The sequence below is a fragment of the Mesorhizobium sp. LNHC229A00 genome, from assembly GCF_000502415.1.
Lineage (GTDB): Bacteria > Pseudomonadota > Alphaproteobacteria > Rhizobiales > Rhizobiaceae > Mesorhizobium.
On sequence record NZ_AYWQ01000001.1, the window covers coordinates 1 to 25218 of the forward strand.

The 25218-nt window shown below is 62.5% G+C and carries 27 protein-coding genes and 1 riboswitch; of the genes, 22 read left to right on the top strand and 5 right to left on the bottom strand.

What is annotated here, in order from left to right; translation table 11 throughout:
• The first annotated feature begins 411 nt into the window (after positions 1-411).
• From X742_RS169435 to X742_RS169390, 9 genes are all read left to right on the top strand, one after another.
• Positions 412-984 carry a hypothetical protein gene (locus X742_RS169435; protein ID WP_023769488.1) on the top strand — a complete coding sequence of 191 codons (573 nt, stop codon included), beginning with the start codon at positions 412-414 and terminating at the stop codon, positions 982-984.
• Between the two features lie 83 nt (positions 985-1067).
• The gene (locus X742_RS169430; RefSeq protein WP_023769489.1) at positions 1068-1979 is read left to right on the top strand and encodes a hypothetical protein; all 912 of its coding nucleotides are present in this window, start codon (positions 1068-1070) and stop codon (positions 1977-1979) included.
• Between the two features lie 84 nt (positions 1980-2063).
• Positions 2064-3053, top strand: a complete 990-nt coding sequence (locus X742_RS169425) for a hypothetical protein (RefSeq protein ID WP_023769490.1) — start codon at positions 2064-2066, stop codon at positions 3051-3053.
• A 611-nt stretch (positions 3054-3664) separates the two neighbouring features.
• Complete coding sequence (locus tag X742_RS169415) at positions 3665-4264, top strand: hypothetical protein (RefSeq protein WP_023769492.1); 600 nt, start codon at positions 3665-3667, stop codon at positions 4262-4264.
• A complete protein-coding gene (locus X742_RS169410; RefSeq protein ID WP_031247554.1) occupies positions 4264-6735 on the top strand; it encodes a hypothetical protein in 2472 nt (823 codons plus the stop codon). Before X742_RS169415 ends, X742_RS169410 begins: the two co-directional genes overlap by 1 nt.
• Positions 6736-6822: 87 nt before the next feature.
• Positions 6823-7521 (top strand): hypothetical protein, encoded by a 699-nt coding sequence (locus X742_RS169405; RefSeq protein WP_023769494.1) that lies wholly within the window; start codon positions 6823-6825, stop codon positions 7519-7521.
• Between the two features lie 3 nt (positions 7522-7524).
• Positions 7525-8040 carry a hypothetical protein gene (locus X742_RS169400; RefSeq protein WP_023769495.1) on the top strand — a complete coding sequence of 172 codons (516 nt, stop codon included), beginning with the start codon at positions 7525-7527 and terminating at the stop codon, positions 8038-8040.
• A gap of 312 nt (positions 8041-8352) precedes the next feature.
• A complete protein-coding gene (locus X742_RS1000000176395) occupies positions 8353-8487 on the top strand; it encodes a hypothetical protein (protein WP_023769497.1) in 135 nt (44 codons plus the stop codon).
• A 583-nt stretch (positions 8488-9070) separates the two neighbouring features.
• Positions 9071-11491: a hypothetical protein gene (locus X742_RS169390; RefSeq protein ID WP_023769498.1), complete on the top strand. Its 2421-nt coding sequence runs from the start codon at positions 9071-9073 to the stop codon at positions 11489-11491.
• Here X742_RS169390 and X742_RS1000000173725 read toward each other — a convergent pair whose 3' ends face one another.
• From X742_RS1000000173725 to X742_RS169380, 3 genes are all read right to left on the bottom strand, one after another.
• Positions 11492-11668, bottom strand: a complete 177-nt coding sequence (locus X742_RS1000000173725; RefSeq protein ID WP_023769499.1) for a hypothetical protein — start codon at positions 11666-11668, stop codon at positions 11492-11494.
• Entirely contained in the window at positions 11665-12576 is a 912-nt protein-coding gene (locus tag X742_RS169385; RefSeq protein WP_023769500.1) for a hypothetical protein, read from the bottom strand. The genes X742_RS1000000173725 and X742_RS169385 overlap by 4 nt, the downstream gene beginning before the upstream one ends.
• An 86-nt stretch (positions 12577-12662) precedes the next feature.
• Entirely contained in the window at positions 12663-13364 is a 702-nt protein-coding gene (locus X742_RS169380) for a class I SAM-dependent methyltransferase (RefSeq protein WP_198019173.1), read from the bottom strand.
• Positions 13365-13676: 312 nt separating this feature from the next.
• On the opposite strand from X742_RS169380, the gene X742_RS169375 reads away from it, so the two are divergent.
• From X742_RS169375 to X742_RS169355, 5 genes are read left to right on the top strand one after another with little or no spacing between them, the layout of a single operon-like run.
• Positions 13677-14327, top strand: a complete 651-nt coding sequence (locus tag X742_RS169375; RefSeq protein ID WP_023769502.1) for a glycosyl hydrolase 108 family protein — start codon at positions 13677-13679, stop codon at positions 14325-14327.
• Between the two features lie 15 nt (positions 14328-14342).
• Positions 14343-14543, top strand: coding sequence for a hypothetical protein (locus tag X742_RS169370; RefSeq protein WP_023769503.1), 201 nt, complete (start codon positions 14343-14345; stop codon positions 14541-14543).
• Positions 14540-14779 (top strand): hypothetical protein, encoded by a 240-nt coding sequence (locus X742_RS169365; RefSeq protein WP_023769504.1) that lies wholly within the window; start codon positions 14540-14542, stop codon positions 14777-14779. The genes X742_RS169370 and X742_RS169365 overlap by 4 nt, the downstream gene beginning before the upstream one ends.
• Positions 14764-14958, top strand: coding sequence for a hypothetical protein (locus tag X742_RS169360; RefSeq protein WP_023769505.1), 195 nt, complete (start codon positions 14764-14766; stop codon positions 14956-14958). Before X742_RS169365 ends, X742_RS169360 begins: the two co-directional genes overlap by 16 nt.
• Positions 14959-14983: 25 nt before the next feature.
• Positions 14984-15301, top strand: a complete 318-nt coding sequence (locus tag X742_RS169355) for a hypothetical protein (RefSeq protein ID WP_023769506.1) — start codon at positions 14984-14986, stop codon at positions 15299-15301.
• A 164-nt stretch (positions 15302-15465) separates the two neighbouring features.
• Here X742_RS169355 and X742_RS169350 read toward each other — a convergent pair whose 3' ends face one another.
• Entirely contained in the window at positions 15466-16173 is a 708-nt protein-coding gene (locus tag X742_RS169350; RefSeq protein WP_023769507.1) for a hypothetical protein, read from the bottom strand.
• Between the two features lie 250 nt (positions 16174-16423).
• Between X742_RS169350 and X742_RS169345 the strand changes: the two genes are divergently transcribed.
• The 3 genes from X742_RS169345 to X742_RS169335 all read left to right on the top strand — a co-directional run bounded on the left by X742_RS169345 (position 16424) and on the right by X742_RS169335 (position 20004).
• Positions 16424-17920 carry a glycosyltransferase family 39 protein gene (locus X742_RS169345; RefSeq protein ID WP_245273772.1) on the top strand — a complete coding sequence of 499 codons (1497 nt, stop codon included), beginning with the start codon at positions 16424-16426 and terminating at the stop codon, positions 17918-17920.
• A gap of 171 nt (positions 17921-18091) precedes the next feature.
• The gene (gene msrA, locus X742_RS169340) at positions 18092-18610 is read left to right on the top strand and encodes a peptide-methionine (S)-S-oxide reductase MsrA (protein ID WP_023769509.1); all 519 of its coding nucleotides are present in this window, start codon (positions 18092-18094) and stop codon (positions 18608-18610) included.
• A gap of 635 nt (positions 18611-19245) precedes the next feature.
• Positions 19246-20004, top strand: a complete 759-nt coding sequence (locus tag X742_RS169335; protein ID WP_198019174.1) for a formyltransferase family protein — start codon at positions 19246-19248, stop codon at positions 20002-20004.
• Between the two features lie 59 nt (positions 20005-20063).
• Here X742_RS169335 and X742_RS169330 read toward each other — a convergent pair whose 3' ends face one another.
• Complete coding sequence (locus X742_RS169330) at positions 20064-20372, bottom strand: hypothetical protein (RefSeq protein ID WP_023769511.1); 309 nt, start codon at positions 20370-20372, stop codon at positions 20064-20066.
• A gap of 273 nt (positions 20373-20645) precedes the next feature.
• A riboswitch (TPP riboswitch) is annotated at positions 20646-20759 on the top strand.
• Here X742_RS169330 and X742_RS169325 point away from each other — a divergent pair.
• The 5 genes from X742_RS169325 (at position 20750) to X742_RS0135505 (ending at position 24851) form a co-directional block, all read left to right on the top strand.
• Positions 20750-21358, top strand: coding sequence for a YkoF family thiamine/hydroxymethylpyrimidine-binding protein (locus X742_RS169325; RefSeq protein WP_023769512.1), 609 nt, complete (start codon positions 20750-20752; stop codon positions 21356-21358). Its footprint overlaps the riboswitch before it by 10 nt.
• A 6-nt stretch (positions 21359-21364) precedes the next feature.
• Positions 21365-22183, top strand: a complete 819-nt coding sequence (locus tag X742_RS169320) for an ABC transporter permease (RefSeq protein WP_023769513.1) — start codon at positions 21365-21367, stop codon at positions 22181-22183.
• Positions 22180-22947, top strand: a complete 768-nt coding sequence (locus X742_RS169315) for an ABC transporter ATP-binding protein (protein WP_023769514.1) — start codon at positions 22180-22182, stop codon at positions 22945-22947. The genes X742_RS169320 and X742_RS169315 overlap by 4 nt, the downstream gene beginning before the upstream one ends.
• Positions 22940-23956, top strand: a complete 1017-nt coding sequence (locus X742_RS169310; protein WP_023769515.1) for an ABC transporter substrate-binding protein — start codon at positions 22940-22942, stop codon at positions 23954-23956. The genes X742_RS169315 and X742_RS169310 overlap by 8 nt, the downstream gene beginning before the upstream one ends.
• A gap of 259 nt (positions 23957-24215) precedes the next feature.
• Positions 24216-24851, top strand: coding sequence for an isoprenylcysteine carboxylmethyltransferase family protein (locus tag X742_RS0135505; RefSeq protein WP_051407587.1), 636 nt, complete (start codon positions 24216-24218; stop codon positions 24849-24851).
• Positions 24852-25218: the final 367 nt, after the last annotated feature.

The following is a 25218-nucleotide window of genomic DNA, read 5'->3' on the forward strand; positions in this document are numbered from 1 at the left end:
ATCAGCGCGCCGGTCCCGGCCCGCTGCTGGCCTTCGGTTTGCGCGCAGCCGGCAAGTGCGGCGGCCATCAGCACGGCCGCAACGGTTCTGTAAAAGGTCATGTGAAGTCTCCCTTAAAGGCCTGAAATCCCTATTGATCTCCCGTGCGGGCGCATTGCGGCGGAACGGGGGCAGGGGCTCTCACGATATAAAACATGGTTTCTCGGCCGTTGATGGACAGAGGACGCGCAAACGTCCTTGTCGAACAAGGCTGTAGCGCCGCCATCCGCAAAAATAATTCACCCTTTCATGGTTCGCCTGGCCTACGCCGGCCTCCGTTATCGCCGTGAGCTACGTCGCTTGGAAAGCCAAGTAAATCGGTTCCCGGGCGCGCTGCACCCACCATTCCTCACCCCTCGATGGAGAACTGACATGACCCGAGGTCTTCCCCGCACGCTTGCCCGTGCCGCTTCGCGCGAGGCTGGCCTTGCCCCGCCCAAACTCGGCCTGAAGGCGGTCACCAAAGGACTGGGCGGCTCCTACCGCACCGTCTTCACCTTTGCCGGCATGCAGGTACCGGTCACCGACGCGCTGGCCTATGCCAGCCAAAAGATCTTCGACTTTTCCGACGGCAAGGTGCGCATCAAGGGCGGCACGGCCAGGTTGCAGTTCGCCGTGCTGACCGCCCGCGCCTCGACCATCAACGACAGTGCGGCACTGACCTGGTCGCTTGGTTCGGCGGCGGCGGCGAGCGCGACGCTGGCCGGCACCATGGTCAATGTGCTGGCCTCGACAGCGCGTACGCTGGACGGCGCCGTGGCCGCGCCGTCGACGGCTTCGGCGGCCGACATCGCGCCCGCCGCGACGCTCGATGGCACGACGACGCCGGTCGATCTCTATCTCAACCTCGCCTTCGCCAACGGTACGGACATCGACGCCGACGGCACGCTGGCGGTGACTGGGACGGTGACGCTGCTGTGGGAGAATTGGGGGGACAACGCGTAGACGTCGACGCTGCTGATCCCCCCAGGAGTGGGGAGATTGGCAGCTTTGCCGCCGGCTCATTTCTAACCAAAGGAAAACATCACATGACAGATCTGGCAGACACCGGGTCCGTGGCGGCGCGTGCGCAGCCGGCGGGCAACCCAGTACGGCCACCGGCCAACGGGGATAATGGGTCCGCCCCGGCGACCGGTAAAAGTTGGTTTGACGGTCTTTCCGAAGGCAACCGCAAGCTTGCTGAAGCCAAGGGCTGGACCAGGGCCGAAAATCTCGATCGGGTTTTCACGTCCTATGCGGAGCTGGAGCGGCAGCAGGGTGAAAGCCTGCGCGTTCCCGGCCCGGATGCATCTCGGGAAGACTGGGATAAGTTTCACGCCCGGCTGCCCGAGACCATGCGTCCGGTCACGTCGTCCGAGAAGGTCGAGTACCGCAGGCCGGAAGGCTTGCCGGAGAACTTTGCCTATTCGGACGAGCTCGCCAATGCGTCCAAGGCCTGGGCGGTCGAAGCGGGTGCAAGCCCGAAGATCGCGCAGGCCTACCATGACAGGTTCGTCGGCTACATGGCCGAGCAGGCGCAAGCGCAGCACATCGCGCTCGCTCGTTCGGTCGAAGCCACCCATGACGACCTCGTCAAGGATTGGGGGCCGACCGACAGCGACGGCTTCCGCCAGAAGCTTGAGGTCGCCAACCGGGCGATGAAGAAGCTCGGCCTTGTCGACGCCTACAAGGCGAAGGGCATCCTTCTGCCTGACGGGGCGCTGACCGATCCGCGGATCGCCAAGGCGTTTCAAGCCATTGGCGAAGCGATGTTCCGGGAGGACACGATCGACGGCGGGGCGCGTTCGAACGGAGGCAATCCGTTCAAGCGCAATGCCTCCGGCGAACGCAACCTGACGGCCATCTCGGCCCTCGTCAAAAGCGACCCCGCACGTGCCCGGCGCCTGGCTCGCGAGGCCGGAGAAAACCCCGACCGCTGGATGCCGAACAACCCCCTCTAGGCTGTGCCGACATTCAGGTGATCCCGGCCGACCTGAATCTCAACACACCGTCACCACCAAACTCAACCCTGAAGGAAGACAAAAATGGCAGACGCCTACACCCGTATCGCGGACGCGATCGTTCCGTCCGTCTATGCGCAATATGCTTTCGAGGAACACGTCCAGTCGCTCGAAATCTATCAGGCCGGAATCCTATTTTCCGACCCCACCATCTCGTCGAAACTGTCGATGGGCGGCCGCTCGGTCGACATGCCCGGCTGGAAGGATCTCGGCAACGACCCGTCAGAGCCGGTCAACGACGATCCGGCCGATTCTATCGAAATGAAGAAGATCGGATCGCGCCGCGAGATCGCCGCCCGCAACGTCCGCGCCCAAGCGTGGGGGGTTCCGGACCTGACCTCGATTCTGGCGGGTGATGATCCGCAGAAGCTGATCGTCAAACGGCAGACCGAGTACTGGCAGCGCGCCAACAAGCTGACCCTGCTCGGCATCCTGAAGGGCGTCGTCGCCGACAATATCGTCAACGATGCCGGCGACCTCGTGCGCACCACCGGCGCCTCCATCGTCGACACCGACATCATCGAGGCTGCCTACCTGATGGGCGACCGCGCGGACAAGTTCAAGACGATCTGGATGCATTCCAAGCAGATGAAGGCGCTGAAGCTCGCCGACCTCATCGACTACGTGCCGTCCTCCGAGCAGGGCGGGCCGCTCATCCCCTACTACATGGGGTTGCGCTGCGTGGTCGACGACGACATTCCGGTGGCGGCGGGCGTCTACACCGCCTTCATGTTCAAGGAAAAGGCGATCCTGTGGAACGAACTGCCGGTCAACACCGAGGGCGGGCCGCTGGAGTTCGACCGCAAGCCGCGCCAGGGCCATGGCGGCGGTGTCACCGAAATGGTCGGCCGCCGTCATTTCGTCCCGCATGTTCCCGGCACCCGCTTCCTCGACGCCTCCTCGGCCGGCGAGTTCGCCACCGATGCGGAACTGGCGCTGGCGGCGAACTGGGACCGCACCGCGTCGAGCGTCAAGAATATGACGTTCATCGCGCTGAAGACGACCGAGGCTTGATCAAGCCAAGGCTAGGGGGCGGGGGCGATAAGCTCCCGCCTCTTGCAAAAAATGATCTAATTGTAATGCGTGCCGTAACTGTTTAATTTTCGAAGGCAGCTAGAATGCGGTCTACTGCGGCGCGAGAATATTGGTTTGAACTGGTTCCTCCCTGCCATCACAATAGGCCTTGTCCTCTCGGCGCCGTTCCAATTGTACGGAGGCCATCTTCTCGGAGAGGAAATCGAGACTGACCCTCCAAAGGGCAATTCCCTATATTCGATGCTCTATTCCATTTCGAGCTGGGCAAAATATGGAGCCCTGAAGCGACAAGCAGACCGCGGTGATCGTTTCGCCTGGTGGTGCCTGCTCCTCTTTGGCATCGGGCTGGTGTGGTGTGCTCTCATCGTCCTGGGGATGTTCTCCAGCCCGATTTGGCGAAAGTGGCTGCTCTAACAGGCTCGGGTTAGCCGAAGGCCGGGCTTTGAGCCGCGATCCTTCGCGCCCCCCTCTGGCCTGCCGGCCGGAGGGGGGACGCCGTAGAGCGCCTGCCATCGCGAAATAGCAAATACGCCGCCTCCGAGCGGCTTTTTTCATGCCCGCAACAACCACGACCCACGAGGCGCTGACCCATGGCCATCACCCCGACCGATATTGCCAACATGGCGCTCGCCGTGCTCGACGAGGCGCCGATCGACAGTCTAGATCAGGACGTCAAGGCGGCGCGGCTGCTGAACCTGCATTTCGACCTGACGCGCGAAGCGGAGCTGACCAAGTGCGCCTGGGTGTCCGCGATCCTGCGCGCCACGGTCGCCGGAGCAAACACCGGCGGCGGCGATTGCGGGTTGAACGTCGCTTACGAACTGCCGGCGGATTGCCTGCGGCCGCTGCCGCTGACGCATAATGGCGAACCGGACGGCTTGCCGGTCTCCTGGCGCCAGGAGGCGGGGCTGATCTATTCGGACCAGCCCGGTCCGCTCGTCATCCGCTACATCGCCAACCTCACCGACCCCAACGACTGGGACGCGCTGTTCACCGAGGTGCTGGTGGCCGCGCTTGCCATCAAGGTCGCGCATCCGCTGACCCACAAGTCGGGCATGATCGACATTGCGCGCTCGGCCTACGACCGGGCGCTGGACGCGGCCTTCAACGGCAATGCCATCCAGCGCGGCGGTCGTCTCTACAGCGCTTCGTGGTCCAGCCAACGCGGCGACAGCAGGAGCGCACGCTGATGACCACGCTCTATCCGCTTCAGGATGTCTTCACCCGTGGCGAAATCAGCCCGCGTTTGCATGCCCGCGCGTCGCTCGACTTCTATCGGGCGGCGCTCGCCAGATGCGAGAACTTCGTCACGCTGCCGCATGGCGGCATCCGCAAGCGCGGCGGCACCTATTTCGCCGGCGAGGTCAAGGCATCGGCCAAGAAGACGCGACTGATCCCGTTCATCTTCTCGGCCGAGCAGGCCTATGCGCTCGAATTCGGCGCCCAGTATATCCGCGTCTACGCCTATGGCGCGCGCGTCGGCACGGTGGAGGTGGCTTCGCCTTATCTGGAGGCGGATCTGTTCGAACTCGCCTATGTCCAGTCGGCAGACCAGATGTGGATCACGCACAAGGACTATCCGCCGAAGGTCTTGACGCGCACCGCGCACACCGCCTGGGCGCTGACGGATTTCACGTTTCTCGACGGACCCTATGACGAGATCAACACCACGCCGACGACGCTGACCCCGGCGAATACCGGCCATGCCACGCCGAAGATGAGCGCAAGCACCGCGCCGAGCGGCAGGGTGAGCGATGACGGCACGGGAACCAACAGTTGGAGGGTGTTCGACCGCGACATCACGCAGGAGATCAAATTCGCGGCTGGCAGCAGCGGATTCGTCCAGTATCAATTTCCCGCCGGCCAGGGCAGGGCCGTGAATGCCTACTGGCTTGCCGCGTCGGACAATGTCTCGTCGAATTCCGACATGCCGACGCAGTGGACGCTGTCGGGATCGAATGACGGCACCAATTATGTGTCCCTGGACGGGCGATCCGGCGAGGTCGGTTGGTCCGGGTCCGAAGTGCGGTTCTACGACTTCCAGAACAAGACAGCTTATGAATACTACAAATTCGCCTTTTCGGGCGGCGGCGGTGGCGATGCGGTGAACTGCAGTGTTGCCGAGATCGCCATGGCCGAGAGCGGCGATACGATGGCGCCCTTCGACCTGACGGCATCTTCCGTCGTCGGAATCAATCACGACGCCGGGTTCCAGCCGGCCGATGTCGGCCGCTCGGTGCGCCTGCTGGGCGCCGACACTATGTGGCGCTGGGCCAGGATCACCAGCGTCACCAGCACCATGGCGGTCAAGATCAGGCTCTTCGGCCATGCGCTGCCCGATACCTCGCCGATCACCCGCTGGCGGCTCGGCACTTTCGTGCCCGGCAAATATGTCGAGGCGGGCTCCCTCTACGAGGAGCGCCTAGCCTTCAGCCGTAAATTCTCGGTCTATGCCTCGGCCACTGGCGACTTCGACAATTTCGCGCTCGGCGAAAAGGATGACGATGCGCTGGAGTTCGTCCAGGCCGGCGGCGGACAGGCCAACGACATCGTCTGGATCGCCGATTCCGACGGCGCGCTGCTGATCGGTACGTCCGGCGGCGTGCGTGCCTTGTCGGGCTCGGGCATCGACGAAGCGCTGACGCCGTCCTCGTTCAAGAACCGGCGCTCGCGCACCTTCGGTTGCGCCCGCATCCGTCCGGTCGATGCCGGCCAGTCGTTCCTCTACGTCACGCGCTCGCGCAAATCGATCGCCGAGCTGACGCAGACCGCGCAGAGCCGCTTCTCCTCGGACGATGTCGGCCAAATTTCCGAGCACATCCCCAAACAGGGCGTGGTCGAGCTTGCCTTCCAGACCGACCCCGACCCGTTGCTGTGGTTTCCGCTCGATAATGGCGAGCTTGGCGGTTACACGCACCAGCCATCCCAGGATGTCAGAGGCATGCACCGGCATCGCCTGGGCGGCGGCTTCAGTGGCGTTGGCTGGGCGGCTGTCGAAAGTGCCGTCGTGACGCCCGGGCGAGACGGCAATGACGACCTGTGGCTGGTGGTCAAGCGCACCATTGGCGGCGTGACCAAGCGCTATATCGAGATCAAGACCGCGCCGTTCGAATATGGCGCCGTCGCCGACGCCTTCGAGGTCGATTGCGGCCTCACTTATACGGGCCTCGCGGTGACCACGGTGGGCGGTGCGATGCATCTCGCCGGCCAGTCCGTCGATGTGCTGGCCGACGGCAAGGTCTATCGCGGCCTCGTTGTCAGCGGCGGCGGCACGGTGACGCTGCCTGGCGGCTCGGCCGCCGCCCAATGGCAGCTCGGGCTGCCCTATGCGGCGGGCGCCGACACGCTGGAGCTCGATGTCGGTGGCCGCGACGGCTCCATCGTCGGCCGCCGCAAGAAAGTGGCGAAGGCGATCCTGTCGCTGCTCGAGACCNCCGACACCACGGGGCTGGAAGTGCAGTCCTTGATGCGCGGCCGCTGGGAACCGGTGCGCCTGCCTTCGATCGTCGCGCCGAACGGGCGGGCAACACTGTTCACCGGCAATGTCGAAGTGCCGATCGACGACAGCTGGGAAGGGCAGGGGCGGGTGCGCATCCGCCATGTCAATCCGACGCCCTGCACGATCAGGGCGCTCACGCCGGTGTTCGACGCCGAGCCGTAGGTAACGCCAATGCCGGATGTGCCATCTCCCCCTGGTGGGAGATGGCAGCTTCGCCAGCCGCTCATCACCCCATAAGGATCCTTCCCAATGACATCCCTCCATGCCGAGCAACTCGGCAGGGCGCGGACGGCTGCCGAATACGCGGTCGTCATCGCCTTGCTCGACACCGACCTCAACAATGCGTTCACCCGCAAGGCCGAACTGGCCGGGGCCGAGGACCGGGCGGTCTTCGGTGACGGCGATCTTGCCGTGGCGCGGGCCGCGCTCGACGATTGCAACGACCGGATCGCGCTTCTGGAAAAAGCCATCGATGCCGCCGGCAAGCGACGCGCGGAAGCCGCGCGCAGCGAAGCCCGTGCCGATATCACCGCGCTTGGCGACGAGACCAAGGCCAGGGCAGCCGTGCTTGGCGAGCGCTGGCGCGGCGTTCGTCTGCTGGTCGAGCGGCTGCGCCAGGAATTGTTCGAAGCCGATGCGCTCGCCCGCGCCATCGCCACAGCCAACGGCCTATTCGACGCCGCCGGCGTCACCGAGATGAAGGTGAACCTCACCACCACACGCCGCGCTGCCATGGCCGGCTCGCGGGCCGCGGCGCCCTCCCGCCTCAGCCGGCCGGCGCTGCAGGCCGACAGACTGCTCATCTCCTTCCTCAGTCCCGGCGGCACGCTCGATCCGCGCCCGACGCTCGGGGCGCCGGTCGAGCGCTCCGAAGGCAATCGCCTCGGCGTCAGGCGTCCCAAAGGCAAATTCACTCCTGGAAGCAAACCCCTTGGCGAACGAGGCTAAACCATGTGCACACTTGCCCTTCTCGGCACGGCTCTTTCGGTCGGCGGCACGCTGGTGGAAGGCCAGCAGCGCAAACAGACGGCCGACTACCAGGCCAGGGCCTATGAGCAGCAGGCCCTAGCCGAGGCGCAGAATACCGCCCTGGAACTGAGCCGGGAACGTCACAAGCAGGACCTCCTGCAGGCGCAGGCTCGCGCCAAGGCCGGCGCTTCCGGCGTCGGCATTGCGGGCTCGCCGGCCGAGGTGCTGGCGGCGAACGCACGGCAGGGCCAGGCCGACCTCGACGCGATGCTGTACGGCTCTCGGCTGCGCCAGAACAACCTCGACGGTCAGGCTGCGTTGTCGCGCATTTCCGGCAAGCAGGCGGTGGGGGCGTCGATCTTCAGCGCTGGCAGCGCGCTCGTTGGCGGCCTCGCCAAAATCCCGGATTCAACTAAGGCGCCGGCCTTGAGCGCGATGGCTGGCACGGTGCCGAAACGGTCGGTGGTGTTCCGCGGCTCGCCACTTGGCGCGCAGTAGGAAAGGGATGATCGATGGTCCATGTCATTCCTCTCTCCGTCGACCGGCGCCGGGTCGATTTGGGCGATGTGGTTCTGTTTCCGGCGGATCTCCCGTTGGGGGCACAGGGCAGATCAGACTTGGGCAAAGCAGCCGAGTTGGGTTTGCGGGACTCGCATACAGAAGTCACGAAGCTCATTCCTACGCCGCAACATAAGCTTGGCTAACTTACCGCCGTCGATAGAGAGCCAAGCAGTGTCTGGCGTAGTCTAGCGCGGGTGCTGGTTGTCTCCGGGGAGCCGGCAAGGCATCTCGTTGCTAGGCATCACGCTCATGGTCGCCGCCGATAAGGCTGTGGCGTCCGCGATGTCTGGCAACGTCGGCGACACGGTTCTCAATGCCTTAGGGGCAATCCCCACTGAGCAACTGGCGACCGTCGGTCTGCAACAAGCGGGCTTCGCGAATTGAGCTGAGACCTGCCTTTCAGCCTGTCTGATAAGAATTGCAGTGACAGTGCACTTTAGCGCTATCGCCTTACCTGACTGGAGTGAACCTCCGGACCGAACCGTGGAAAAGAGTGCGCCGTCACCGCAATTTCCGTCCAGACGGGGTGCACTGTTGCAGCCGTCCCGACGGGTCCCTTGCTATTTTCTCTTTTGGTGACGCGTACTTCGATGATCATCGAACCGTTTGGACTTCAACTGAGAGGCACGCACCTTCGCATATGTCGGTTGGCGATCTTTTTGTAGGGGAGGGCTGATTGCATCGCGCGCTCGTATCCACGTCCTGACCGGCGCATAATGCCGAGCTTTTCTTGCCCACAAATACGAATTGCCGGGTTGAGCCGACAGTTTGCCGACCCGGCAAATTGCATTGGATCAATGCGCTCTGTTGGGCGCTGATCCTCGGATCGACAGCCGCCGCGGCATCGGCGGTAAGAAGCGCAAGTCCCGCCGGTATCGCTAGTAGGGCTTCGTTGCGCCGCCAAGCGCGGCTGCATCCCTATCATCTTCAAGTCCCGTCCGCCCGGAAATTCAATGGAGCAAGCCTCATGGCCCGACCCGCTACCGCCGCCGTTCGCCTGCTGACCGGCGAACGCGAACCCGTGCGCCTGGCGACCACTGCGAACCTCGAAACTGTCATCGTCGACGGCGTCGCGTGGATCGAGGGGCTCAAGGCCATGGATGGGGTCCAGACGGCGGTCGGCGACCGCGTTCTGGTCAAGGACCAGGACGACGCCAGGCTGAACGGCATCTACACCGCCTCGCAAGGTTTCTGGTATCGCGCAGCCGACGCCCGCACCAGCCGCACCATGCAGAAGGGCACGACGGTGCATGTACAGGAAGGCGCGGTGTCGGCCGGTTTCGTCTATGCCTTCCAGACGCTGGCGCCTGCCGTCGGGCGCGACGACATCACGCTTGCCTTCTTCAGCTCCGACGATCTTGTCGGCGACGCGACGGCGGCGGTGAGGGACGAGCTGGCCGGCGTCATCGCCGAGGCGGAGCGCGCCCGCGATCTCGCCCAGCAATATGCCGCCGACGCCGCCATGGTGTCGGGCGTCAACGTGCCGATCTACGTGTCGGTGGCCGCAGCTGCCGGCGCCACCATCGCCGCTGGCGTCAAAGCCATCCGCACGCAGTTCTACGCTCCGGTCTTCAACACGCCGGCAACCCTTGTCGGCGGCGCCAACTACGCCCGCATGTCGCTGGCGGCAATCACCGCCGGCGGATATCCGGCGCTGGCATATTTCCGCTCCACCGATCGCTTCATGCCGGATGGAACCGTGGATGCGGTGGGCGGCGGATATTGGGTGCTGAGGGAGAGCATCCTCGATCTTTGTATGCTCGGCGCTGGGCTGGGAAACGCCAACGCTGATACGGCGGCGATCATTGCTGCTGTCCACATCGTCGACGGAAAGAACTGCGGCAACATTCGGCTGCCGCCTACTGCCATCACAGTCAACCAGACGATCGACATCATGTTCGGGCAGTTCAATATTGAAGGCTTCGGCCGCAACATATCGACCGTTACCAGCGCGATGGTCAATGGAACGCCGCTCTTCCGGCTTGTCGGCCATACCCTGCGGCTTGGCTTTCATGATTTCAAGGCGGTTGGCAATCAACTGACCGGCGCCGCCGGCAACGGCCACGCATTTGCGCTTTGGGACACTGATGGCGTCGGCGCTGGCTCTGCGCTTCCGCAATCGGTGATCATGGAGCGAGTTGTCATCGACGGCTTTCGCGGCACTGGCCCAGAGGGCGGGCCACTGGACAGCCTCGGATCGATACCAGCATGCGGCGTTAACAACAAAGGCGGTTTAGGCTGCGTCTTCCGCGATGTCGAGATCCTACGCTGCGGCGGCGGTATCTATATGGGCAACACTCAAAACTGCTTGATCGACAATCCACTGTTATCGCAAATCGATCGGTTTGGCATTCTCGATTATCGCTCTGCCTCGTTGCGCATCATCAATGGTGACGTTCAGGATTGCTGTGGAGATGGAACGGACCTGACAGTCCCAGCGGCGATCCCTACGGGCAATATAGTCTCGTACTTCGGCAATGGAACAGTCATTGAGGGTATGAAGACCAAGGGCGCCGGCGGCAATTGCCAGATTTATGTTCGTGATGGAGCCGGCGTGAAAATCCGGAAATGCTGGCTCCAAGTCTACATGGTCGCGGACGTGTCCCACAACGGCATTATTGTCCATCGTAGCACCGGCTTCGCGGTGGATGACAACATGTTTGACATGTCGCAGTCGCCGTACTTGGCGACCCAGAAGAACCAGGGTATTCAGATCACCAATGATCAGGCCAACGACCCGGTCAGTGGCTCGGTAAGCGGCAACCAGTTTCGATTTTCTCCTGGCATGGGGATTTCGTCGTTCATTCGGATCGGCGCGCCATCGGGCAATAGGCTTTTTGGCGGTTTAATGGTCGAGAACAACGTGTTTGGCGGCTTCCTCGCGCCAAGCTCGGGCTGCACGGTCGATGACGGAATTCTTGTCCAGAATGCAAAGCTCGTCGGCTGCCGTTTAGTCAACAATGTTTTCGACGCCACGACAGGAGTGACATTCACCAATGGCGTCCGCTTCACAAACGTCACCGATGGTGGGAAGAACTGGCTCGTTGGGAACGCCATGAACGTCAGTGGCGGCGCGATCCTGACCGCCTTCAGCGGCATCACTGAAAGTGAGTTGCGCACCGTTGGGCAGATATTTGTCAACCCAACGCCCAGCATCCCAACCGGCACGACGTTAACGATTCAGGTCGCAGTACCAGGGGCGGCGCGTGGTGACATAGTTACAGGTGTTGGCTTCACGGCCGATCTCCTGGGCTGTACGATCCGAGATGCTCGCGTCGTCATGGCCGATAGCGTGGACATCATCATCGCCAACGACACAGGAGTTACCAAGGATCCCGGTAGCGGCGTGATGACGATTGTCGTTCGTAAGTGGCAGTTCGGCGGTTGATCATTGTAATAGAGTGTCGCCAAAGCACATCGCTACGATGTTGCCGACCACCATCAGCCAGAAGAACGCTTGGAAGAAGACGTTGCCCCAGATTGAACCGAAGACCTTTACGAAAGCGACCCGCCAACTGTCGATCTCTGCAAGATATTTCTCGGCCATCCAACGGATCGATTTCATCGAAAAATGCCTTTGGCCCAGTAACCGAAGAAAATGACCTGGGAGGCCACGGCTGCCGTGAGTGTGAGTCGCCGCCATTGAACATCGGGGATACCGGAGATTGCCACCGCCAAGGCAGGTAGGGAAAGGGCGACGAACCGAATGCCGTTCTGATTGTAGAGATACATCGCAAAGCAGAGCGACGATGCAAGTAGGCCTATGAAGGCCGCAAACTTCCGACTGAACATCTGATTGAAGAAAATAAACGGCACAGCATAAGCCGTGACCATAATCGTCAGTAGGAATCCGCTTGTGTTAACCTCGATCGTCGCGCGCCTGTCACCGATAGAGCCGAGTAAGTAACTTTTGAGGAGGGTTGCAGCGACGACAACGGCGCCGATGTAACCGGCCGAGATCAGGATATGATGCCGTCGAGCCACATTGAAACGGGTGATCAATTGACCGACCGCAAACGCTCCAACAAAGACCAGTACGGCCGAATGAATGAACGTGGCCACCGCAACGAAACCATACTTGAGAAGGCGCCATGGCAATAGAAGTGCAAGATACATCGCAGCCATTGCCGTGGCGGATCGCACTTGTGAAAAAGCTAGGTCGACCAGCTGGGGGTGAACTAACAAAAGAAGATAGGCAGGAGCGGAAGCCTTGACCGCTACGTATGTGCTAAAAATCAGAAGTGCAACGAGTGCCAACGCGGAAAAAATGCTGCGCAGCTCGAAGCTTTCCTTGAGCGCGTAGATGCTTTTTCGCCACAAATATTCCTGGGCATACCACTCGACGACAGAGGCCGCGTCTGCAGACACGTAGTAGGCGCCATTGTCGAAATTCATGATGTAGTTTTGCAGATCTGGGAAAGGCACGCCTCGAATTGCCACCCAGTCCACCGTCCAAACAGCAAGTGCGAACATTGTTCCGATTGCGAGCCTTATAAACAACTCGGCTCGTCCACCATGTGTGTGCTGTATTCCGGGCGATGACGAGTATAGCTGGCTCATTAGCGTCTGCCCCCCCAGGCATAGGCTCTTGAGTCCGACGCCACGAGTCGGCGAATTTCGTACAACCCTTGCCGTTTGATCTGCTCGACCGCTTCGACCACACCCTCAAATTGGCCTGGCGTGACGTCGTCGAAGACGATCATGTCACCGGGCTGCTGAAGGGCGGCAACCGCCTGGTATCCGAGCAGGACGTTCTTCTTTGTGTGCTGCGCGTCGATGAAGGCGAAGTGGATGCGGTTCACGCCGACCTTCGGTAGCTGAAACAATGAATCGCCTTGCAGGAAGACGATCCGGTCGGCAAGCCCCTGCCAGGGCTGAAGCAGCTCGGCACGTGTCTTCCTGCCTTCGTGATCGTCAATGCAGTTCCAGTAGATGCGGCGTTGATGGGGGAGAACGTCGACCGTGATCACATGGCCGGCGGCTCCGGCGTCGGCCATCGCCTTGGCCATGCAGATCGTTGAAAAACCTCGCGCCGTGCCGGTCTCGACGACGGTCGTGAACGGCTCGGGTTTGTCCACCAATCGGCGGCGAAGCAAGCTGTAAAGCACGCGCCCGTGCGGATAGGCGAGCGCGCTCGTCTTGATGGTGATCTGGGTGTGCAGGCCCAGCTCGTCGAGCCAGTCGCGGTCAATGGCGAATCCGGTTTCCGCCTCCAGCCTGTCGATCTCCGGAAACGGCACCTGTCGCGCCGCTTCGAACAACTGCAGGTAGTCCGCCTTCGGCGCACGCGGTGCCGCACCCAACGGATCGATATTGTGCCGACGATCGATGGCGGCCGCCAGACTGTTGAAGACCAGGCGTTGCGCGGCGCCAATATAGTTTCTCATCCGAAACCCGTTCGTCCTGGAATTGCATTTTTCTATCACGTGTCGGCCCGCGTGCAAGGCGGGATGCCAGACAACGCACAGTTACCGAGGGCTGGTCCGCTTGTCGTAGGGATTGGCATCCCGGGAGACGGCATGGCCGACTTCCTGCGTCGACCAAAACCATCACAACGCGAAGGAGAAATACCCATGGACCGCAATTTCGCGCGGGCGCTTGCGCTTGTTCTGAGATCCGAAGGTGGCTGGTCGGACAATCCGGCCGATCCGGGCGGCGCCACGATGAAGGGTGTCACGCTGGCGAACTTCCGCCGCTACGTGAAGGCCGACGCCAGCAAGGCCGATCTGCGCAAGATCGGGGATGACCAGGTGGCAACGGTTTTTCGCCGGTTCTATTGGGATGCCGTGCTGGGTGCCGAGTTGCCAGACGGCGTCGACTGCGCCGTGTTCGATTTCGCGGTGAACAGCGGACCGGGCAGGGCAGCGAAGTATCTGCAAGCGGTGGTGGGAGCTGCCCAGGACGGGCGCATCGGGCCGGCCACGCTCGCAGCGGCCAGGGCAAAACCGGCCGGCGTCGTGATCGACGGGCTCTGCGATGCGCGCCTGGCGTTCCTGCAACGCTTGCCGACATGGGCGACATTCGGGCGCGGCTGGTCGGATCGGGTCAAGTTGGTGCGGGCGCAGGCATTGCTGATGTCGGCGCCGGCGGCTGTATCCGCGCGGCCTGCAAAACCGTCGCCGCAAGCAGCTNGGAATGCCGATGGCCGCGAAGACTGGCGGTATCATCGCCGCCTGCGTGCTCGTCATCCTCGCCGCCTGGCACCATTTCGCCGTCGCCCTTGAAGGGATGTTCTGACAATGGCCACAGTTACCCAGCCGACCACCCGTCCAACCAACAAGCTGACGGCCGCCACGATCGCCGCCGCAGCCGCCTCCGTTGCGGGCGTCATCGTACGCAACTTCTGGCCATCCTGGTACGACGCCGAGACATGGGCATCGCTTCTGCCGATAGCGATCTTTGCCGTCGGCTATCTTGTCAAGGATGAGCCAAACCGATGAGCGCGCTAATGTCTTTCCTGCTCACCAATCCGACCATTCTGGGGGTTGGCGCCGCTATCCTTGCGGCATTCGGCTGGGGTGTTCGCCAGCGGCTGGCCGGCGAACGCGCGGAGCGCGCGCGACAGGCTGCCACCGAGGCCGAGGCGCGCGCGATTGCCGACCAGGTCCAGAACGATATCGGTGCGCTGCCGTCCGCCGCCGCCCGAAAGGAGCTCAAATCATGGGCAAGGGATTGATGCTCGCCTCGGTCGTGGCCGTGATATCAGGCTGCGCCACTGCCAAGGGCGGATTTTGCGTGGTGTCGAGCCCGCTGCGCCTGTCGGCGGCAGCAGTCGATGCGCTGTCGGATGGCGAGGTCAAGGCGTTGCTGGCGCACAACCGCAAGGGCGAAAGACTGTGCCGATGGAAACCATGATGATGGTCGCGAGGACGGTCAAATGATGCACGATCTCTTCGGCCTGCTCGGCATCAAGGGGCCGGTCGTCGCCGCCGGTCTCGCCGGCGGCGTCCTGCGGGCTTTGTCGCGTCATCGCTACAAGCTGCGAGAACTGGTCGCGTCGCCAATCTGCGGCGCGCTTGCCGCCGCCTATTTGACGCTGCCCGTGGTCCAGTATGCCCGCGCCACCGGGCTGCCGCTGGCCGGTGACGACACGACGACGCTTGCGGCTGCCTTCCTCATCGGCGTCTGCGCCATGTGGATCTCGGATATTCTGTTCGAGGTGATCGTGGGGAAGTTCGGGCCAGCCCCGGAGGACTGACGGCCGGCCTTGCCTTTCTTTGGGACCGGCACCTGAGGGCTCGATCGAACCAAAAGCCCGCCTTGGCTCACGCCGGGGCGGGCTTTTTTGCGTTTTCAGGCCGCTCATCGTTTCACGGAAACGGGGCCCTGCTCCTCTTCGGCGCAAGGTCGCAAAACCGTGGATCAGGCCAGGATGTTGACGGCGCGGGCCGCGACCAGCGCGATCGTGAGCAGCGAAATCATCGCCTCCGCCATCATCAAAAGCTTGGCGCGCTGGGAAAGCGGCAAGGTGTCGGTTGGCGAAAACGCCGTCGCATTGGTAAAGGCGAGGAAGAAATAATCAACGAAGCCAGGCAGCCAGTCGCGGATCTCGCGATCGTCCAGGGTCATTTGCGGAAACAGGAAATCGGCATGGGCGCGTTTGACCAGTCCGCAGGTCGGCGGCCCGCCGCGGTCGGTGCTCCAGAACCACAAGGCGAAGACGATGATGTTGGTGAGCCAGATATTGAGCGCATCCACCAGCAGTGTCTGGCCGCTGCTGCCGGCATGTCCCGCCAGCAATACGCGCACCAGCAGCACCAGCGAACCGCAGTTCATGACGCTGACTACGCCGGTCATTACCAGGGCCGTCCTGCGGATCATGACGCGAAAACGGCCGACGAGATACCAGTGCTCTTCCTCGACCGCTTTCTGGCTGGCGACCTGCGTCCAGGCGGTGGCCACGGACAGGGGCACGAGCAGCGCGGCCTCCAGCGCCGGCGCCAGCCAGCGAGGGCCGAACGAAAGATCGTTGATGACCAGAAGCTGCAGGCAGATGATGACAAGGACCGCCGCGCGCGCCAGCCAGAAGTCGAGCGCGCGGTGGTGGATGACGGCATGCTGGTGACGCATCGAATGTCCGGGATGCTGAAGTGGGATCGGGTGTGCGGCCCGTTCTGCCCGGGGGAGGGCAATAAAACTCCGAGATTCCCGCTCAATCTTGGTGTTGCAATGGCACGCAAGTATACTTTTTTGTAAGCTTTGACCTTGGGGCTATTCGGCAAACCGGGCGATGTGATTTAAGCGCGGCATGGCGGGAATTGACGACTCCATGGATCGTTGGGTGCCGGCAGCACTGCCTGCCGTGGGCCTGGACTTGTCCTTGGTCTGGTCCGCCCTGCTTCGGCACCCTTGGGGTTTGCTGTCACTTTTGTGCCTGGTGCAGATCCTGTGCTGGACCATGGTGCCAACACTCATCGATCCCGCACCGCCCGGCGATGTCGTGGAAGGCTTCATGTGGGGCCGCGAATGGGTGCTTTTGACCTACAAGCATCCGCAACTCCCCGGCTGGCTGCTCGAGACCAGCCATCTCCTGACCGGATCGTTCCGCTGGCCGCAATATTTGGTGGCCCAGCTGACGATCTCGGCCACTTTCATCCTGGTCTACCTGCTGGCTCGCGACACGCTCGGGCGCGACAAAGCGCTGGCCGCCGTGCTTTTGATGCCGTCGATCTATTTCTTCGGCTGGCCGACGCCGCAATTCAATCACGATTATGCGCAGATGCCGTTCTGGGCGGCGATCTGCTGGCTTTTGTGGCGCGCCGGCCGTGGCGGCGGGGCGGGATGGTGGCTGGCGCTTGGCGTGGTATCCGGCATCGGGCTCTACGCCAAGTTCTCCACCTGCTTGCTGCTTGCCTTCGGCGGCCTCTGGCTGCTGTGCGACCCACGCGCGCGCAGCCGGCTGGCGACACCCTGGCCATGGCTTGGCCTGGCTGTGTTTCTCGCCGTCGTCGCGCCGCTTGCCATCGCGCTCTACCGCATCGATTTCCTGCCTTTGACCTATTTCGCCGGCCGCGATGCATGGGTGAGCGAGCACCGGGCGCGGCTCTATTATATCGGCGTCCAGATGGCGGGCCTTTCCGGCTTTCTCCTGGTGTTGGCGCTATCAGGGCTGTTGCGGCGCTCACCAGCCCCGCAAGTGCCGGTCGAGCGCCACACGCTCGTCTATCTCTGCTGGATGGGGCTTGGACCGGCGGTGCTGATCATGGTCGTCTCGTTGTTCACCGGCACCGGCGAAGCCTGGGGCGCACCGATGTACAATCTTGTCGGCGTCGTCGCGCTCGCCTTTCTCGGCCACCGGCTCGGTGCCGCCGAGATGAGAAGGCTGGCGATCTGCGCCTTCATCTGCATCGTGGCCATGTCGGGCGCCTATGGGGCGATCCGATGGACGGACTGCAATGTGCGCGGGCGCATGGACGCAGTCTGCTGGCCGGCGCGGCCGATCTCGGACGAGGCCGAGGCAATCTGGCACGCGGCGGCGCCGGGCCGGCTCGACATCGTCGGTGGCGACACCAATCTTGCCATGCTGGCTGGCCTCAACGCCTATGACAAGCCGTCGATCTTCACCGATCTCGATATGCGGTTCGCACCCTGGATCACAAGGCAGCGGTTGCGCGATCACGGCATGCTGATGGTCTGGTCGGGTCGTCACGTGCCGTCAAGGCTGCTGGCATGGGTGGACAAAATCCCGGTCAAGACCGTTCTTTTCAACTGGTCGCGCGAGGCACCGCCGGTGGCGATCAGTTTTGCCGTGGTTCCGCCGGGCACGCGACATCTGCCGGCTGCCGCCAGCAGCCGGACCCGGCATCCGCGCAGCTAGGGCGAACGGCTTCGTGCTATCCTTTTCCCTATAATACAACCGGACGGCCGCTCGTCTGACTGGACGAACCAGGCAACAGTGCCCATTTATGGCGCTATCCAAGTTTGTTGCCGCGCAATTCCCGACGGAGAGCCGCTACACTTCCGGAATTGCCTTTCAAGGAGACGTGACATGGCGACTTCGAGCGAACGTGCAGTGCTTGCCGGCGGTTGCTTCTGGGGCATGCAGGATTTGATCCGGCGCTTCCCGGGAGTCCTTGCCACGCGGGTCGGCTACAGCGGCGGCGACGTGCCGAACGCTACCTATCGCAATCATGGCACGCATGCCGAAGCCATCGAGATCACCTTCGACCCGGCGAAAATCAGCTTTCGTCAGCTTCTGGAATTCTTCTTCCAGATCCATGATCCGACGACGCGCAATCGCCAGGGCAACGATGTCGGCATGAGCTATCGCTCCGCAATCTACTACACCGATGAGGAGCAGAAGCGTGTGGCGGAGGACACTATCGCCGATGTCGACGCCTCCGGCCTGTGGCCCGGCAGGGTCGTCACCGAACTCGCGCCGGCCGGTGCGTTCTGGGAGGCCGAACCCGAGCACCAGGACTATCTTGAGAAATACCCCAACGGCTACACGTGCCATTTCGTCAGACCAGGCTGGAAGCTGCCGGTTCGTGAAAAGGCGGTTTCATAAGGTTCACCAGCCGTTTTGGCCGCAGGTGGGGTGTAAACGCTCGTCGATTGCCAGGATCATACGCATAAAGAGGCTGTTGGCCGCCGTCCGGCGGTTGACAGTTGGCTGCGTTGCTGGCCAACTGTGTAGGTTGATTGATCATTGGGGATTAGCATGAGGAAGATTTACGAAAAGCCGGTGTTGGTGAAGCGGGAAAGACTCTCAAGTGTTGCGGCGGGACCGCTTTCTTCCAAGGCAGCCTGACCGGCCTGGCTGGCTTTCGGGCCTGGCTGGCCGAGTTGTAACGGTGATCGAATTGCTGGCGCGGGGACGCTATGTCTTGCCCCGCTGGGCTTGAGAAGATGATTTCTTCCGAACCTGCGGCACTCGCCGGGCAACTCAATGCAATTTTCGTCCTGGATGTTTCTGCTTATACCGGGCCGCTGCTTTCCGGATGGATCGAGGCGGGAAACCGTGTTGGTGCGATCATCGTGCCTGGTTTTCAAAGCCCGTCCAGAGGCTTCAGCATTGGCAATTTTCGGCGCAGGCTGAGGCGCCGGCTTTTGCTCAGACGCTATCTCGGCAACACGCCGGTAAAGCTGATCGAATTCCGCCGGCCTTACGACTGGAACGAGCTTGGCCGGCAACTGCCTGACATGGCCGCGGATGTGCTGATCTGCTTCGCTTTCCCGACCTTGATCCCACAGCAGTTGCTCGACCTCTTTCCCAGGGGCGGGCTTAATTTTCATCCGGCACTGCTGCCCAACTATCGGGGGCCGCATCCTCTCCATCGTCTTGTCGCGGATGGCCAGCATGCCGTCCATGGCGGCGTGACACTGCATAAGATGTCGGCCAATTTCGACGACGGCGACATCCTCGGACAAGTGCCGTTCACCGAAGCAGACTGGGCATCGCGGCGGGATTTGGAGGACAGCGTGGCGAGCGCGATGCGCCGGTTGGTGTGTGAGGTGGCGCCAGCCTATTGCAAGAATTCGGTGTCGGGGATGCGGCAGCCAGCCGGTGATTTCGTCTGGGCTCGACTTGGGCGGGCCCACATGGCGATTTCGTCTGACATGTCGATCGGGCACGTTGCCCGGATGTGGCAGGTATTGGGCGCTAAACCCGGTATCTATCTGGATGTCGCCGACCGCCAGATCAGGCTGGCCTTCCAGGTCAGGCGACTGGGTCCGCCAACCGGAAAGGGTCCGGTAAGGCGATGGGGGACGGTGGAGTTCGATCTTGCCAATGGCCGGGTCCGGCACCTCACCTACGGGCGCCTGCTCAAACGGCTGATGAAAATATATGCCTCGTTCGCACGCCCGCGGGCCGGCAAACCGTACGCTGAATTAAGGGTCTTTGGCGGGGTGGGTAGTGAAGCGGCACCAGAGCCGGCGGCGGGTAGTCGCGGACACTGAATCCCAATAATGGGAACCGCAGAAACTGCTTCCGCGGTTCCCATTATCGCGATGGCAAACTACTTTCCGCAGTTGTTGTCGTTCACGGTCGGCGCGGTGGCGTTGCCGTTGGCGTCCGTCTGTGCACCCTGCGGGTTGGTGGGGCAATTCTTGTCCGCATTGGAATTCATGTCGCCCGGCGTGGTGGTCGTGCTGTTGGTCGAGCCCGGATCGATCGTACTGGGCGAAGCCGGGGTGCTTGGGTCCACAGTGACGGACTCGCCGCTGCCGCCGGACCCATCCGCGCCGGCTGCGCTATTGCTTTGCGCCATGGCGGATGTTGCAAGGGCAATGGTGAAGGCCGAAGCCGCGAGGATTTTCATGAACATGATTTGTCTCCATTTCTGTGAACTCGTCGCCGGGAGCGGTGCACGGTTTCGCGGAAATCATGAACCGCTCTATCTCTTGTTCTGACACAATCCCGAACGGAAAATTGATCCTGGAATCGCGTCCAGCGACTGGTGGGACAACCCCTCGAAATGGCGAAGGTTCCAGACAAATTTCCGCGCCGGCGATGTCCAATTGCCCTGGCGCTCGAGCAATGCTTTGGCGCGGCTTGCCAAGAAACAGCTTCCCCAACCGGCCGAATGATGCTCTAACGCGCCCATCCACAGGGGTGCTCCGTACGGTCGGGGCTGAGACGGGGGCGGCAAGCCCACAGACCCTAGAAGCTGATCTGGGTAATACCAGCGGAGCGAGGCGGGCGATGTTTTCAGGCGCACAGGTTTCCCTATATCCAATGGCCGACGATTTCGTCGGCGTCATTCTGGGCGCGCTCGGCGCGCTCGATCCGTTCCGCGACAAGCTCAGGATCGAGACCGACGACATCTCGACCTTGCTGGTCGGGGCCCCCGAGGTGTTATTCCCTGCGCTGCGCGACCTTTTCGTGGCCGCGTCTGGCAGCGGCAGGCATTGCGTGCTGTCGGCCACCATTTCGCGTGGCTGCCCAGGCGAGCCGGACGATCCGATCTGCCGCTCCGACACGTTCGGCGGGCCTGCCGGGCCACTCGGCCCGCGCAAGCAAGCCGCCATCACCGCGGTGCGCGGCGCGCCGGCCACTGGCCAGCCGGCGGCGGCGCAGTTCTCGCTCTATGTGATGGGTACTGACGACCACATGGACGAAATCTATGGCTGCATAGATTTCCTGAAGCAGTCCGGCGTCTACGATCGCTCCAAGAATTTCTGCACCAAGCTGCGCGGCGATGCCGGCGCGATCTTCTCGGCCCTCGATGAAGCCTTCTGCCGCTTCGGGCCCGGCGCCGGCCATGTAACCCTCGATGTCACGGTCTCGGCCAACAGTCCCACTGCCGTCTGAACGCTCGTGGTCTCATCGTCATTCAACCCGCGTAACGTCGCGGGCTTCTTCGCCAAAACAGCGCCGGCCGTGATATCGATCAGTTTGGTGCTAGTGGCCTGGGAACTGTACGCAAACATATCCGGCATCAAGCCGACGGTTCTGCCGGCGCCCTCGCGCGTCTTCGAACAGGCGATGCTCAATCGTGAAGCCTTGGTCGACAACGCCGTTCCCACGGTCCGCGCCACGCTGATCGGTTTTGCCTGTTCGCTCAGCGCCGCCTTCGCGCTGTCGATGCTGGTCGACTTCTTCCAGCCTTTGCGGCGCGCGCTGTTTCCCATCTTCATAGTCAGCCAGACCTTGCCGCTGGTCGCCATCGCGCCATTGGTGGTGCTGTGGTTCGGCTTCGGGCTGACGCCCAAGATCGTGCTGGTGGCGCTGGTCACGTTCTTCCCGATGCTGGTCGCGCTGGTACAAGGCTACGAGGCTACCGAGGTGGAGATCGGTCAGATGCTGCGTGCCATGGGAGCAGGGCGTTGGCGTGTCTTCTTGCTGGCACGATTGCCTTCGGCGCTGCCTTATTTCTTCGCTGGCCTCAGGATATCCATTACCTATGCCGTCGTCGGCGCCATCTTCGCCGAATATGCGGGCGCGGCCAAAGGGCTGGGCATCTACATGCTCAACGCCAAGAACAATTTCCGTCCCGACCTGGTGCTAGCCGCCGTCTGCGTCAGCGCAGCGCTCACCCTTATCCTGTTCGGGCTGACGATGCTGCTGCAGCGTCTTGCCATGCCCTGGGAAGGAGCCGCTGGCAGGCAAGGCGCTGGAAAAGGTCCAGAAGCATGAGCCGGCTCGAACTGCGGCATGTTCGCAAGGTGTTTGGCGGGCTCGATGTGCTCGCCGACATTTCGCTTCGTGTCGATGCCGGCGAATTCGTCTCGATCCTTGGACCTTCGGGAGCGGGCAAGTCGACGCTGTTTCAGCTTCTGACCGGCGCCGAGCATGGCGAGGGTGAGATGTTCTTCAACGGCGGGCCGCTCGACGATCATGGCAGGCATTTTGCCTTCATGCCGCAGCGCGACGCGCTGATGCCGTGGCGGCGCATTCTCGACAACACCACGCTCGGGCTCGAGGTGCAAGGCGTCAGCCGCAAGGCGGCACGGACGCGTGTGGCTCCGCTGTTTGCGGAGTTCGGGCTTGCCGGCTTCGAGTGGCACTTTCCAGCGCAGCTCTCGGGCGGCATGCGCCAGCGCACGGCGCTTTTACGCACCGTGGTGCAGGAACGCGATATGTTGCTGCTCGACGAGCCGTTCGGCGCGCTCGACGCCCTGACCCGCGCGGCCATGCAGCGCTGGCTCGAACAGATGTGGCGGCACCACCACTGGACGGCGTTGCTGATCACCCATGACGTGCGCGAAGCCCTGTTCCTGTCCGACCGCATCTATGTGCTGTCCGCGCGGCCTGCCCGGGTCGTGCGCGAGATCAAGGTGCCGCTGCCGCGCCCGCGCGATCCCGCCAGCGCGGCCACGCGGCAGGCCGAGGCACTCGAGGTCGAGATTCTCGACATTTTGCTCAACCCCCAGCCATCCAAAGGACATGACCATGACTGACTTGACGCGCAGGCAAGCCCTGCTGCTCACCCTTGCCGGCAGCGTACCGCTGATCACCGGATCGAGCCGCTCCTTCGCGGCAACGCGGACGGTCACAGTCGCCCTCGACTGGACGGTCAACACCAACCACATCGGCCTGTTCGTCGCCCGCGATAAGGGATTTTATCGGGAAGCCGGCATCGAGGTCGACATCCTGCCCTACAGCAATACCGGTGCCGGCGCGCTTGTCGCCAACCATGTCGCCGATTTCGGGATCAACGGCACCATCAGCCTGTTCACCCAGAAGACCGCAGGGGCCGATTTACAGGGCGTCTATGCCGTCGTGCAGTCCGAGACAGGCCGGCTGGTGTTCAATGCCGTGCGCAGCGAGATCAAAAGCCCGAAAGATCTAGATGGCCTGACCTATGGCGGTTTCGGCAGCGCCTGGGAGACGGCGCTGATCTCGACCATCATCCGTCACGACGGCGGCAAGGGCGATTTTGAGACGGTGACGCTGGGCACTTCCGCCTACGAGGCGCTGGCCAACGGTTCGGTCGACTTCACGCTCGAAGTGTCGACCTGGGAGGGCGTCGAAGCCGAACTCAGGGGCGTCAAGCAGCGCAGTTTCGTCTATGCCGACCATGGCGTCCCCGACGAGCACACGACGCTTATCTCTTCGAGCGAAGCGTATCTCCAGGCGAACCCCGAACTGGCGTCGTCCTTCATCAAGGCAACGCGGCGCGGCTACCAATTCGCCGTCGATCATCCAGGGGAGGCCGCCACGCTGCTGATAGCCGCCAACAAGGATGCCCTGACCAATCCGGCCTTGATCCACGCCTCGCTGAAGGCACTGATCGAGGGCTATTATCTGCGCGGGCAAAGCGGTGCCATCGGGACGTTGGACACTGCCAAGATGGAAGCGATCGGCAACTACCTCTTCGCCGCCGGCATTCTGCGCGACGCCGACGGTAAGGTTCTGCCCCAGATCTCGGATTTCACTGGGTATTTCAGCAACACATTTCTGGGGTAGCTGGCCAATCCCTAAGGAGAGGATCGACTCGGGCGGAACCCCTTCCTGGCGATCCTCGAAGCGGAGACAATCCGCACGGCCGTGCTTTGCGTCTCGCATGCCTTTCGGCGGCGCAGTTGCCGTTCTGATGCCGATAGATCTTGTCGGTTAACCACCCAGCAATGGTTGCGTGCAAAGGTCCCCCCGAGGGATCATTGGGGTTCTTGCCTTGCTTACACCAAAAAGCGAAACGCTTCAGCGCGCCAACCAGGGCGGGATGATGTCCGAAGCGCGCAAGCGCGAGATCCTGGCCGACTTGCGGGAAGGCTTCTTTCGCATTTGTGCGCTCGCATGCGCGGGGCTGTTTGTGTACCGGGGCGTGTACCACTTCGTGCAGGACCCCACCCGGCTCAATATCGCTTTGGTGGCGGTTTCCGAGACGCTCAGCTTCACCTGGCTGCTGCTGTCGCGGCGGCCGGTGACGCGTGACTGGAGCCCGCTTGCGGTAGTCGCTTCGGTGACCGCCAGTTTTGGTGTCGCCTTCATCACCATGGAACGAGGCATCCCCATCATCCCCATCTATGTCGCCGCCCCGCTTCAATTCATGGCGCTTTGGTTCGTCATCTGGGGAAAGCTGTCGCTGGGTCGTTCCTTTGCCATCCTGCCCGCCAATCGCGGCGTGATGACCGGCGGTGCCTATCGCCTGGTGCGGCATCCGATCTATGCCGGTTACCTTACCGGCCATATCCTCTACCTGCTGTCGGCCTTTTCCTTCTACAATCTCGCCGTCTATGCGGTTGTCACCTATCTGCAGGTGTACCGCATTCTGCGCGAGGAGGCCTTGCTTGCCGCGGAGCCGGAGTACCGCTCTTATATGGAGCGCGTGCGCTATAGACTGTTTTACGGGATATTCTGAAGGCCAGACTGTCACGCGAGAGTGGCCAGTCCTGTTTGATCCAGGGTTAGCCAACAAGGATCCTTAGCGTCCAGTGGTCCGGAACTGCTCCGCAGGTGAGGTGCTGTATTTTGGCTGTCAGGTAGCAAGCAGCCTGGCAGCAAATCATCGGCCGTCCAGCAGCTAGGCTCGGCGCGTCGGTCGGCGGCAGCAATGGCGTCAACGCAGGAGCCGGCGCCAATATCGGTGGTTCGGGCGGCATCAACGCCGGGCTCGGTGCCAATGTTGGCGGAACCGGTGGCATCAATGCGGGGCTTGCCGGCAGTGTTGGCGGCGCCGGCGGCATTGGTGTCGGGGTGGGCATTGGCAACGGAACCAATCCCAGCAA